This window comes from candidate division WOR-3 bacterium (assembly GCA_039803925.1).
Taxonomy (GTDB): domain Bacteria; phylum Hydrothermota; class Hydrothermia; order Hydrothermales; family JAJRUZ01; genus JBCNVI01.
This window is the reverse complement of record JBDRZL010000001.1, coordinates 40,709-53,181: the sequence shown is the minus strand read 5'-3', so window position 1 is coordinate 53,181 and position 12,473 is coordinate 40,709. Positions and strand designations below refer to the sequence as shown.

Below are 12,473 nucleotides of genomic sequence, written 5' to 3'. Positions count from 1 at the left end.
TTTAATGAAATTTAAATTTATAAAGCAAATAAAAAAAATAAAAGTTAATTAAGAAGTCTCTTTTCTAATAATTCTTTAACCTCTTTTGGATTAGCCTTACCTTTCAATTTTTCCATAACCCTTCCTACAAGAAAAGAAATTGCTGAAACTTTTCCTGACTTTATCTTTTCCACAACATGGGCATTTTCCTCTATTACTTCTTTTATAACTTCTTCTATCTCAGATTTTCCTTTTATCTCTATTTTTTCTTCGATAAGTTTATTTAAAGGTAAATTATTTTGCATTGAAATCTTAATAATTTCCTGTCCAAGGTGTCTTGGGATTTCTCCCTTTAATATTTTATTTAAAAAATCTATAAACTCAGAGGTAGAAAAGGGTAAACTTTTTATATCCTCCACATTTTCCACATGTTGTAAAATTTCGGTTAAAATCCATCCTTTTACCTTTTTATAGGGAATTTTCTCTAATACTTTTAAAGTAAAATCAGCAAGAAAGGGTGAAGATGTTATAACTTCTATTTCTTTAAATTCTGCACCCTCTTCAATAAGTTTTTTATAAAAATAATCAGGAAGAGGGGGCAAATTTTCTTTTAGCCATTCTTCTTTTACCTTAAAAGGAGGAATATCAGGTTCTGGAAAATATCTATAATCTTCAACAAACTCCTTGCTTCTCATTAACCTTGTTTCTTTCTTTTCTTCATCCCACAATCTTGTTTCTCTTTCAATCTTTTCTCCTTTCAAAAGAAGATTTTTCTGTCTCTCTATTTCATAAAAAAGGGCATCTTTTATTGCACTTAAAGAATTTAAATTTTTTAGTTCAACCCTGTGATCAGAAATTTTTTCTTTTAAATTCACTGAAACATTGGTATCCACCCTGAACTCACCCTTTTCCATATTACAATCAGAAACATTTAAATACATTAAAATTTTTCTCAAAGACTTTAAAAAGTTAATAACCACAAAGGGTGAATCAAAAACTGGAGGTGTAACAATTTCAAGAAGCGGGATTCCACATCTATTGAAATCAAGATAGACTTTTCCCTCAATATGAAAGGATTTTGCAGTTTCCTCTTCAAGATTAATCCTTTCAATGGAAAAATATTTGATTTCTTTATCCAAAAGTACAGGAACTTCTCCTCCTATACCTGTTGAGATTCCATATTGAGTTATTTGATATCCCTTTGGAAGATCTGGATAAAAATAATTTTTTCTTGAGAAATATAAAAAATCCGGAATTTTGCAGTTTAAAGCGCGGGATACTAATATAGCATAGTATATTGCTTTTTTATTTGGGGAAGGAAGAATACCAGGCTGCCCAGTACATATAGGACAAATATTTTTATTAGGTTCTGAATCAACATCTACTTTGCAAGGACAAAACATTTTACTTTCTGTTTTTAATTGAACATGAATTTCAAGTCCTATTTTGATCACAAAATCATCCATTTAAGATATTCTCTATTTTTTTTAAAAGTTCAAAAAATAAGTATTCATCAAAAAACTTTCCTACAAACTGAAAACCAACTGGAAGCCCTGATTTTGAAAATCTGTAAGGGAAAGCAATAGCAGGAAGACCTGAAAGATTGATAGATACAGTAAAAATATCTGAAAGATACATTTTTATAGGGTCCTTCAGTTTTTCTCCTTTTTTAAAGGGAAGAGTTGGTGATACTGGCATAAGTAAAAGTTCAAAATTTTCAAAATTTTTCATAAATTCTTTTAGAATTTTTGTTCTTATCTTCTGAGCCTTTAAATAATATTCCTCATAATAACCGCTTCTCAAAACAAATGTTCCAAGCAAAATTCTTCTTTTTACCTCCTCTCCAAATCCTTCTGTTCTTGTTTTTTCATACATTTCCCATAAATTTTTACTTTCTGATTTATGACCATATAAAACCCCATCATATCTTGCAAGATTTGATGATGCTTCTGCACAGGCTATTATATAATAAACAGGAATCGCATACTGGAAGGTTTCCATTTTAAATTCTTTAACTATCGCTATTTTTTCCTTTTCAAGAATTTTTATAAACTCATCAAGGTGAATCTTAATTTCCTCTTCAACATCTTCTGAGAAAGAGTCTTTTAAAACTCCTATTTTTAAGGGAAATTTTAAAACCCTTTTTTCCTCAGGTAAATTAAAACTTGTTTTATCCCTCTCATCTTTTCCTTTTATCACATTAAAAATTATTTCAAGGTCCTCAATATTTTTAGAAAAAGGTCCTATTTGATCAAGAGAGGAAGCAAAAGCAATAAGTCCATATCTTGATACTGCTCCATAAGTGGGTTTTAAACCATAAACACCACAGAAGGAAGCTGGCAATCTGATTGAACCTCCTGTATCAGAACCAAGAGAAAGAATAGATTCATTATTAGCAACTGAAATTGCTGAGCCACCGGAAGAACCACCAGGAACTCTCTCTTTATCAAAAGGATTGCTTGCAGGTCCAAAAAAGGAGTATTCATTTGAAGAACCCATAGCAAATTCATCCATATTGGTTTTACCAATTATAATGGCATTTTCCTTTTTTATTCTTTCTATACATGTGGCATCATAAGGAGCAATGTAATTTTCAAGCATACGAGAAGCACATGTGCATTTTAATCCTTTAACAAGAATGTTGTCCTTTACTGAAATGGGAATACCAAAAAGTTTTCCCTCAATTTTACCCTCCTTTACTTTTTTATCAAGTATTTCTATCTCCTCAAAGATATTTTCATTTAAAGTTATAAAGGAATTAAATTCATTTTTCTTAGCTTTTTCAAAATATTCTTTTACTATTTCAGAGGGTAATAATTTTTTATTCTGATAAAGGGAAATAATCTCCTTAACCTTACTCAATGGGGCTTTCTGTGACAAAAAAGTTCCCTTTTTTAAGAGGTGAGTTTTTAAATAAAAGTTCTCTATCTTTAAAATCTGAAACTTTATCTTCTCTCAAATCTGTTTGCAAATGTTCAAGGTAAAAAAATGGTTTTTCTTCTTTTAAATCAAGCTCATCAATTTTTTTAAAAAATTCTAAAATCTTTATAAAATGTTCAAGATATTTTTCTTTTTTTTGAAGTCTTGCCAGTTCTAAAATTCTTTCAACTTCTTTTTCTAAATTCAATTTTAAAGAAGATCTTTAATTCTTTCTTCTATTGTGCTTTTAGGAACAGCTCCTATGATTCTATCTACAACTTCTCCATTTTTAACAAAAAGCAGTGTTGGAATACTCATAACATAGAATTTTGAAGGAGTTTCAGAGTTATCATCCACATTAATTTTATAAAAATTAACCCTGTCCTTATATTCAGAATATAATTCTTCCATTGAGGGCTCAATCATTTTACATGGATGGCACCACTCAGCCCAGAAGTCAACAACACAGGGTTTAGTTGATTTTAAAACTTTTTCTTCAAAATCCTTATCTGTGATTTCAGGAATAGCCATGAAGAAACAATGAAATTGCGGGGGCAGGATTTGAACCTGCGACCTTGGGGTTATGAGCCCCACGAGCTACCACTGCTCCACCCCGCGATGATTTATTATTATATCATAAAAAACTTTCATTTTCAATATCGATTCTAACCTTTTTTTAAATTAGCCTTTTAAATTCTCTTAAAATATAAAATGATAAACTTTTTATTTTTCAATTTACTAATTTCTGCCAATCAGGAGTCTTTAAGGACAAAAAGAGGTGATTATTTTTTCTCTCAAGACAAATTTAAACACTTTTACTTTAATTTATTATTAACAAACTTTTTATACTTTGAATCATATTATTCTTTGAAGCTGGAAAAAGAAAAAGCATTATACATTTCTACTTCAATACCCCTCACAGCCTCAATAGGAAAAGAAATATGGGATAAGAAGAAAAAAAAACTTTTCAGTTTCAAAGATCTAATCTGGGATATAATGGGGATAGCTCTTTCAATATATATCATCTATCCTGGATTTAAATAGTTACTTTAAATTTCTTTGCTTATTTTTTCAAAAAATTTAAGAGAAGAAGGGTTTATTATTGAATCTTTATTTGTAATTTTAATTCCATTCAAAATATTTTTAACTGCAATTTCAACTTTTTTCATATTAAAGGTATAGGGAATATCGGGCGCCTCAATTATCTTAAAGGGAACATGTCTTGGTGAAGCCTTTTCTTTAAGTTCCCTCTTTATCCTTTCAATCAATTCCTGATTCAAAGAATAACCTTTTTTTAATTTTACAAATAAAATCAATCTTTCCTCATCACCATATTTTTTGGAAACAGCAAGACTATCCTCTATTTCTTTTATCTCTTGTACCACATTATAAATCTCTGAAGTTCCTATCTTTACTCCCTGAATTTTTAAAGTAGAATCTGATCTTCCCAGAAATGTTAAACCCTGTGTCTCTGAATGTAATATAACATAATCACCGTGTCTCCAGACATTTTTATTTTTAAAAAATTCAAAGTAGGTTTCTCTATATTTTTTGAAATCCTTATCACCCCAGAAATATAAGGGCATAGATGGAGAAGGAGCCTCACATACAAGTTCTCCAACTTTATCATAGATAGGTTCACCTTTTTCATCGTAAACACTCACCTTCATACCAAGTGCCCTTGCCTGCAGCTCACCTGCATGAACTTTTAAAGTAGGGCTTCCAGCAGCAAAACAACCGTTTATATCCGTTCCACCTGAAATTGAATTTAACCATAAATCATCTTTTATATTTTCATAAACATATATAAATCCTTCTTCAGACAGGGGTGACCCGGTCTGTGATATTTCTCTTAATGTTTTTAAATTGTACTTTCCCTTTGCCCTAAAGTTATTATTTTTTAGATGATTGATATAAGAAGCACTTAAACCAAAAATCGTTATTCTCTCTTCCTCAATAAGCTCAAACATCCTTCCCTCATCAGGGTAAAGGGGATTTCCATCATAAAGAACAATTTTTGAACCAACAAATAAAGAACTCATTAACCAGTTCCACATCATCCAGGAAGGACTTGTTATATATGTTATAACATCACTTCTTTTTAAATCTGTATGTAAAATTAATTCCTTTAAATGGTTTATTAAGACACCCATTCCACTCTGCACAATACATTTAGGTTTTCCTGTTGTTCCAGAAGAAAACATTATAAAAAGAGGATGTTCATAGGAAACCTGAATAAATTCTATATCCTTAAACTTTTCATCCTTAATAAAATCATGAAAATAAATTGCATTTTTGATAAAGGAAATATCCTTCTTTTTATCTTTGTAATTTACAACAATAACTTTTTCAACAGAAGGTAAATAATTTAAAATCTCCTTGATTCTTTCAAGATTATCATACTTTTTTCCCTTATAAATATAAGAATCAACAGTGAATAAAATCTTCGGTTCAATTTGAGAAAATCTATCAATAACACCTTTAATACCAACTTCTGTTCCACAGGAAGACCAAACTGCTCCAAGGGATGAAGAGGCAAGTAAAAAAAGTGGAGTTTCGTATATATTCGGCATATAGGCAGCTACTCTATCTCCTTCTCTTAATCCTATCTTTTTTAAAGCAGAATTTAAAAGGGAAGTAAGTTCATAGAGTTTTTTATAAGAAATCTCCTTCCTTTCGCCATTTTCTCTAATTTCTACAAAACAAATTTTTTCATCCTTAAACCTTAATAAATTTTCAGCATAATTAAATTTAGCACCCAAAAACCATTTTGCACCAGGGAAATTTTTTAAATCATCAACAATATAAGAAAATTTTTGGGAATAAATTATAGAAACATAATCCCATAAAAACTCCCAGAATTTTTCTATGTTTTGAACTGAAAAATCATAAAGAGAAAAATAATCTTTAAAATTTAAATTTTCCCTTCTATTCACATACTCAATAAATTTTTTAATATTGGAATTTTCAATAATTTCTTTATCAGGTTCCCACAATACCCTGCGGTTTTTTTTCATCTTTTCTAAATTCTTAAACTGAAAGGAACAGGGTGAAAGGTTAATATAAAAACAGCAATACAGATAATTCCTATTATCTTATCTTTTCTTTCAAGGGGTGTTATATTATCTATAGGTGGTGGATGTCTTAGCCCGAATAAAACAAGCAAAAATCCCCAGAAAAACCAGCCAGGCCAGAAAAATCCCATTAAAATTAAAAAGGGAAAGAGAAAAAATTGAATAATTTGAAACTTTTCTCCAACTAAAGCATAGATTATATGACCACCGTCAAGCTGTGAAAAGGGTAAGAGGTTCATTGCTGTTACAAAAAAACCGATCCATCCAGCAAAGGCAACAGGATGAAGTAAAACATTTGCATCAGGTGGAATATCTTTTCTTATTATGGAGAAAAGAAACTTAAATAAAAGGGGATCACCAAGAAATAAACCTCCTTCCCCTCTTCCTGTAACTACTTTTGAATTGAGTATACCCCAGATAGTAAAGGGAATTGAAACTATTATTCCTGCTAATGGACCTGCAGCTCCTATTCTTAAAAGAGTTTTTTTATCAGGAATTGTTGATTTCATTTTTATAAAAGCACCAAAAGTTCCCACAAGGGGATGGGGAACAGGTATAAAATAAGGAAGAGTTGCTTCAACTCCATATTTTCTGCTTGTTAAAAAATGACCCATTTCATGGGATAAAAGAATTGAAAGAAGTGCAAAGGAAAAAGGGAAACCGTATAAAAGGGATTTTGGAAATTCCTTCAAAAATTTTTCAAAATCAGCAAGATAATGCATTGAACCAGCAAACATTGTTGTTATTACTGTTAATAAAAATAAAATAAGAGGCACAACAAAATCCTTTGTCTTTAATTTGTATTCAGGATGAACTTCAAGAGCATAATAAATTCCCTTTAATTTATAAATAGAAGGAACATAATTTATTTCCTTTAATCTCTCTTTCAGATAAAATAATCCTTCCCTTACATCAGGTGTGATAAAATAACCTATATAAACAGTTTTTCCCTTCTTAATGTAAGAATCGTGAATTACAAAAATCTCTTCTACCCTTTTAGTGATATCGTCCATTTTTAGTTAAGAGTTCTGCACTTTTACAGGTATTTGCAAGTAAGCCAGCAACTGTCATCGGTCCTACACCCCCGGGAACAGGTGTTATATAATCAACAATATCCTTTACCTCTTCAAAATCTACATCACCTATCCACAAATCCCCTTCCTTATGAATACCCACATCTATAACAACCTGTCCCTCTCTAACAAAATCTTTCTTAATTAATCTTTTAACACCTGCTGCAACTATCAAAATATCTGCTTCCTGTGTTATTTTACTCAAATTCTCAGTCTTTGAATGACAGACTGTAACTGTTGCATCTCTTCCTTTGAGTAATAAAGAGAGAGCCATTGGTTTTCCGACAATGTTACTTCTTCCAACAATTACAACATGTTTTCCTGTAACAGATATTTTATAATAATCAAGAATTTTTAAAATTCCATAAGGTGTTGCAGGAATAAATATAGGATTCCCTCTAACAAGTTTTCCAAGATTATAGGGAGTAAAACCATCAACATCTTTTTCAGGTGGTATAAACTCAGCGATTTCTTCAGGGTCAAGATGGTTTGGCAGAGGAAGTTGAACTATTATACCGTGAATATTTTTGTCTTCCCCTTTTGTTTTAATTTCCTCTTTTAATTTTTCTTTAGATATATCACCTGGAAAATGTATTATTTCACACTTTATGTCAATCTTCTCAGCAGTTTGTTTTTTATTTTTTACATACAAAAGAGAAGCCGGGTTATCTCCGATAAGAAAAACATTTAAAAAAGGTATTACCTCCTTTTCTTTAAGTTCAAGAACCTTTTTATGAATTTCTTTTCTCCATTCAGAGGAAACAAGTTTTCCATCCAATATTTTAGCCATAATCCCCTCCCTTTTCATATTAAAAGTATTTTTTTAATCTTTTACCAAGATCTGATTTTAAAAATTTAATTCTTTCCTTATAAAGTATCTGTTTTGCTAATATAAAATTTTTCCTTTCCTCTACTTTTTTAATTTCATTATTAAGGGAAATGTATTTTAAAACTCCGTAATTATCAAATATTAAAAAATATAATAGTAGAAACATTAAAAGGATAAAAGATATAAAATTTCTGTTTTTCACAGAGTTAACTTTTTTCCCCAGAAAATTCCCTTATACTCACTTTCAATTTCAAGCAATCTATTATATTTACAGGTCCTTTCCCCTCTTGCAACTGCACCTGTCTTTATAAAAAGAGAACTGGTACCAACTGATAAATCTGATATAAAAGTATCTTCAGTTTCACCTGATCTATGAGAAATAACAGTGTTATAATTATTTGACTTAGCCATATTTATAACATCAAGCGTTTCTGTCAAAGTTCCTATCTGATTTAATTTTATTAGAATGGCATTTGCTATGTTTTCTTTTATTCCTTTTGAAAATCTTTTTTCATTTGTTACAAAGATATCATCACCAACTATCATTATTTTATCCTTAAATTCAGAGGTAAAAATTTTCCATGCTTCCCAATCTTCTTCTGCAAGAGGGTCTTCAATTGAAAAAATAGGATAATTCTTTATTATATCTGAATAAAACTTCATTAACTCATCAAAGTTGAGCCTCTTACCTTCAATACGATAGGTTCCTTCCTCCTTATTCCACAACTCAGTAGCCGCAACATCCAATGCAAGATAAATTTCTTTCCCTGGTTTATATCCAGCCCTTTCTATTGCTTTAAGAATAAAATCAAGTGCCTTCTTTGTATTTTCTATAAAAGGTGCAAAACCACCCTCATCTCCCACTGAAGTTTGTAAACCATTCTCTTTAAGTAAGATTTTCAAAGTGTGATAAACTTCAGAACCTGCTCTTAATGCATCTTTAAATGTAGAAAATCCAATCGGAACTACCATAAACTCCTGGATATCAATTGGATTATCTGCATGAACACCACCGTTTATAAAATTCATCATAGGTATAGGTAGAAAATTGGCATTTACGCCACCAATGTACCTAAAAAGAGGAACACCTGCTACATGAGCTGCTGCCCTTGCAACAGCAAGAGAAACACCAAGAATAGCATTTGCCCCGAGTCTTGATTTATTTTCTGTTCCATCAAGATTTATCATAAGCTCATCAATTTTTCTCTGTTCAAAAACCTCCATATCCTTTATTCTTGGAGCAATCTCATTTTCAACAGAACTTATGGCTTTTAAAACACCTTTTCCAAGAAACCTTTTTTTATCACCATCCCTTAATTCAAGTGCCTCAAAAGTTCCTGTTGAAGCCCCTGATGGAACAAAAGCAGAACCTTTAGCACCATTTTCAAGGATACATACAACTTTTAGGGTAGGATTACCCCTTGAATCAAGAACCTCATAGGCTTTTAAATCCTTTATTTTCATAATAAATTGTAAGAATTAAAAATAGATTATTGCAATTCTTCTCTTTCTATTTTACCATCTCTTAAATAGATAATTCTTCTTGCTCTCTTTGATACAAAAGGGTCATGGGTTACTACAATTACTGTTTTACCTTTTTCATTTAACCTGTCAAAAATATCTAAAATTTCATTCCCAGACTTTGTATCAAGATTGCCTGTTGGTTCATCAGCAAGTAAAATTTCTGCTCCTCCCACAAGTGCTCTTGCTATTGCTACCCTTTGCATTTCTCCCCCTGAAAGTTCATGAGGCCTGTGATTCCTTCTTTCATAAAGTCCTACTTCTTTTAAATAATATTCAGCAAGCTCCCTTCTTTTCGTTTTTGGAAGACCCATATATATTAAAGGTAACTCAACATTCTCTATTGCAGTTATTCTCGGAATAAGATGAAAAGATTGAAAAACAAAACCCACTTCCCTGTTTCTTATTTCAGCAAGTTCATCCTCTGAATAATTTGATATGTCCTTACTTTTAAAAATATATTTACCTTCAGTAGGTCTATCAAGAAATCCAATTATATGTAAAAGAGTGCTTTTTCCAGAACCTGATGGACCCATAATTGCAATATACTCTTCTCTTTCAACTCTAAGTGTTATGCCATCTAAAGCATTAATAAAAGTTTTCCCCATAATATAAATTCTCTTAATATCCAAAAGTTCAATTAAAATCATTTTGTCTTTGACTTTTTCTTTTCTTTTTCTGATTTAATTTTTACTTTTTCACCATCCTTAAGTTTTTTTAGAATATCTTCAGGTCCTGTTATTACTGTATCGGAAACACTAAGTCCCTTTACAATTTCAATTCTTGTGAGCCCTTTTATACCTGTTTTAACATATTGCTTTTTTGTTTTTGAGTTTTTAATAAGGAAAACAAAAGTTTTGGGCTCTCTGTTTTCTGATTCAATCTTTTCAGCTTTTTCTCTACCAAGAGCAGAATAAGGGAGTGTAATTGCACTATCCTTTTCTGCTGTTATAATCTCACAGGAAGCACTCATACCTGGAATAAGAAAATCATTTTTTTCTAACATATCAATTTCTACTTGAAATTTTGGAGTCTCGGTAGTTCTATTTAAATTAGAACTAAAAGAAGAACTAACAAATCCAAAAGCTCTTGCAACTTCACCTCTAAAAATTGTGTCGGGAAATGCATCTACTTTTATGTTTACCCTCTGCCCTCTTTTTATTTTTGGAATCTCTGTCTCATCAATTTCACATTTTACTATCATTTTGCTCCTATCAGCAATTATCATTATAACAGATGCTGGATTATTAACTGTCCCTGCAATAACGATTTCTCCCTCCTTTTTATAAACCTCAATAACCTCTCCATCAATAGGAGACCTTATATAACATTTTGATAACCTGTTTTCTATTTCTTTTAAACTAAAACTATCTTCTTTTACCTTAAAGGAAATTGCCTTAAGATTTGCTTCAGCATTTTCAAATTCTTTCTGTGAAATTAAATTTTTTTCATATAAATTTTTTTCTCTCTCAAAATTAATTCTTGCCATTTTTAACTTATACAAATCCTCCTCTAACATTAATTTTATTTTTTCTCTTTGAGTTTCATATTCAGATGGATCAATAATACATAGAAGATCACCTACTTTAACAAAATCTCCTTTCTTAAAAAAAATTTTTTTTATTTTCCCTATAACTTCAGAACTGATTTCCACCTGTTTGTAAGCTTCAATAGTTCCGTAAGTTTTAACACTTTCTGATATAAAACCCTTTTTTACCACTTCAATTTCAACAAATTTTTCTTTTTTTCCAGTTTTTAAATTGAGAAAAATTAAAATTATGAGTAAAAGAATTATTCCGGATATTATTAAGATTTTCTTCATTTTATTTCTCCTTCTTTATAGGTTAAATTTCCTGTTAAATAAAGATAAAAGGATACAGAAAGTTTATAGTTATAAAGAGAATTAATATAATCAACTTCAGAATTTTTTAAATTCTCTTCAGCCTGTCTTAATTCAATTGAGGATAACTTTCCCAGTTTAAAACTCTCTTCTGCATACTTATATCCGATCTCAGAGTTTTTAAGTTTTTCTTTTGCTATATCAAGTGCTTTTTTTGAAATTTCTATTTCTCTTTTTGACTTTTCATAATTAATTTTAGATAAAAGATAAATTCTCTTAAAGTTTTCATTTTCAAAATCCTTTCTGATTTTATTTCTTAAAATATTAAAGGGATAATCCCAGAATCTTAAAGAAAAGGTAACATAGAGACCTTTTGAGCTTTCAGGATTTCTAAAAAGGAAATTTAGGGATGAATCAGAAAAGGAATAGTAATAAGAAAGATAAACCTCTGGCATAAAAGAAAAAACACTGTAAATAAAATTTAAGTTCTGTGCCTTTTTTACCTGTTTCTCAGATTCAACAGGATAAAAAAGATTTTTCTCTTTTTCCTCAAATTTTAGAGTTTCTATCTCAATATCTAAGGGAATGTAAAGAAAATCTTTTTCCTCACCGATTATGTAGTTAAAATTGTAAAGGGCGTCATAAAAATTTTTTTCAGCCTGACTTTTATTTAAATAGGCATCATCAACCTGAATTTTTATATTCATAAAATCTAAATAAGAAATTAACCCATTTTTATATTTTTCTTCAGCAAGTTTATAATTTTCTTCAGCTCTTTCAATACTCTTTTGAACTGCTTTTAAGATATTTCTTGTTCTTAAAACATTAAAGTATTTTGATTCAAGTTCATAAATAAATTTCATTTTATATTCGGTTAAATATAATCTGCCTCTTTCTTTTTCAAAGTATGAATTTAAAGAACCTGTAATATTTGAAGGAGAAAAAATAGGTATATTTATTGATGTGGTAAAAGTATAACCTTTACTAACTGAGTAAAAAATGGGGGTTGGGACTCCTGGAATAAATGTTTTTATTCCCCTTCTTGTATCTGAATAACTACCCTGAGCACTAATTGTTGGAAAATTGTCAAAAATTGAATTCATAAAATCAACATTTCTTAAAAGATCACTCTTTTCTTCCATTTTTATTTCAGGATTTTTTTTAAAGGCAAGTTTAATAAATTCATCAAGATTTATTTTAACTGAATCAATTTTTAGTAAAAGTAAAATTAAAATCAT

Annotated in this window: 13 protein-coding genes and 1 tRNA gene; 1 reads left to right on the top strand and 13 read right to left on the bottom strand. The window is 30.0% G+C overall.

Features of this window, described 5'->3' with window-relative positions; genetic code table 11:
* Positions 1-44: 44 nt before the first annotated feature.
* The 5 genes from gatB to ABIN17_00240 form a co-directional block, all read right to left on the bottom strand.
* Positions 45-1,445: an Asp-tRNA(Asn)/Glu-tRNA(Gln) amidotransferase subunit GatB gene (gene gatB, locus ABIN17_00260; GenBank protein MEO0283493.1), complete on the bottom strand. Its 1,401-nt coding sequence runs from the start codon at positions 1,443-1,445 to the stop codon at positions 45-47.
* A complete protein-coding gene (gatA, locus tag ABIN17_00255) occupies positions 1,438-2,841 on the bottom strand; it encodes an Asp-tRNA(Asn)/Glu-tRNA(Gln) amidotransferase subunit GatA (GenBank protein MEO0283492.1) in 1,404 nt (467 codons plus the stop codon). The genes gatB and gatA overlap by 8 nt, the downstream gene beginning before the upstream one ends.
* Entirely contained in the window at positions 2,834-3,106 is a 273-nt protein-coding gene (locus ABIN17_00250) for an Asp-tRNA(Asn)/Glu-tRNA(Gln) amidotransferase subunit GatC (protein MEO0283491.1), read from the bottom strand. Before ABIN17_00250 ends, gatA begins: the two co-directional genes overlap by 8 nt.
* Positions 3,107-3,108: 2 nt before the next feature.
* Positions 3,109-3,429 carry a thioredoxin gene (trxA, locus tag ABIN17_00245; GenBank protein MEO0283490.1) on the bottom strand — a complete coding sequence of 107 codons (321 nt, stop codon included), beginning with the start codon at positions 3,427-3,429 and terminating at the stop codon, positions 3,109-3,111.
* 15 nt (positions 3,430-3,444) lie between these two features.
* Positions 3,445-3,516, bottom strand: a tRNA-Met gene (locus ABIN17_00240).
* A gap of 93 nt (positions 3,517-3,609) precedes the next feature.
* Here ABIN17_00240 and ABIN17_00235 point away from each other — a divergent pair.
* Positions 3,610-3,942, top strand: coding sequence for a hypothetical protein (locus ABIN17_00235; protein ID MEO0283489.1), 333 nt, complete (start codon positions 3,610-3,612; stop codon positions 3,940-3,942).
* A 5-nt stretch (positions 3,943-3,947) separates the two neighbouring features.
* Here the strand turns inward: ABIN17_00235 and ABIN17_00230 are convergent, their stop codons facing one another.
* From ABIN17_00230 to ABIN17_00195, 8 genes are read right to left on the bottom strand one after another with little or no spacing between them, the layout of a single operon-like run.
* Positions 3,948-5,915, bottom strand: coding sequence for an acetoacetate--CoA ligase (locus ABIN17_00230; GenBank protein MEO0283488.1), 1,968 nt, complete (start codon positions 5,913-5,915; stop codon positions 3,948-3,950).
* Positions 5,916-5,920: 5 nt separating this feature from the next.
* Positions 5,921-6,985: a site-2 protease family protein gene (locus ABIN17_00225; GenBank protein MEO0283487.1), complete on the bottom strand. Its 1,065-nt coding sequence runs from the start codon at positions 6,983-6,985 to the stop codon at positions 5,921-5,923.
* A complete protein-coding gene (locus ABIN17_00220; protein MEO0283486.1) occupies positions 6,969-7,835 on the bottom strand; it encodes a bifunctional 5,10-methylenetetrahydrofolate dehydrogenase/5,10-methenyltetrahydrofolate cyclohydrolase in 867 nt (288 codons plus the stop codon). Before ABIN17_00220 ends, ABIN17_00225 begins: the two co-directional genes overlap by 17 nt.
* A 19-nt stretch (positions 7,836-7,854) precedes the next feature.
* The gene (locus ABIN17_00215) at positions 7,855-8,040 is read right to left on the bottom strand and encodes a hypothetical protein (protein ID MEO0283485.1); all 186 of its coding nucleotides are present in this window, start codon (positions 8,038-8,040) and stop codon (positions 7,855-7,857) included.
* A gap of 32 nt (positions 8,041-8,072) precedes the next feature.
* On the bottom strand, positions 8,073-9,338 hold the full coding sequence (gene eno, locus ABIN17_00210) for a phosphopyruvate hydratase (GenBank protein MEO0283484.1): 1,266 nt from the start codon (positions 9,336-9,338) through the stop codon (positions 8,073-8,075).
* 26 nt (positions 9,339-9,364) lie between these two features.
* Entirely contained in the window at positions 9,365-10,045 is a 681-nt protein-coding gene (locus ABIN17_00205; protein ID MEO0283483.1) for an ABC transporter ATP-binding protein, read from the bottom strand.
* Positions 10,042-11,217, bottom strand: a complete 1,176-nt coding sequence (locus ABIN17_00200; protein MEO0283482.1) for an efflux RND transporter periplasmic adaptor subunit — start codon at positions 11,215-11,217, stop codon at positions 10,042-10,044. The genes ABIN17_00205 and ABIN17_00200 overlap by 4 nt, the downstream gene beginning before the upstream one ends.
* Positions 11,214-12,473 carry a TolC family protein gene (locus tag ABIN17_00195; protein MEO0283481.1) on the bottom strand — a complete coding sequence of 420 codons (1,260 nt, stop codon included), beginning with the start codon at positions 12,471-12,473 and terminating at the stop codon, positions 11,214-11,216. The genes ABIN17_00200 and ABIN17_00195 overlap by 4 nt, the downstream gene beginning before the upstream one ends.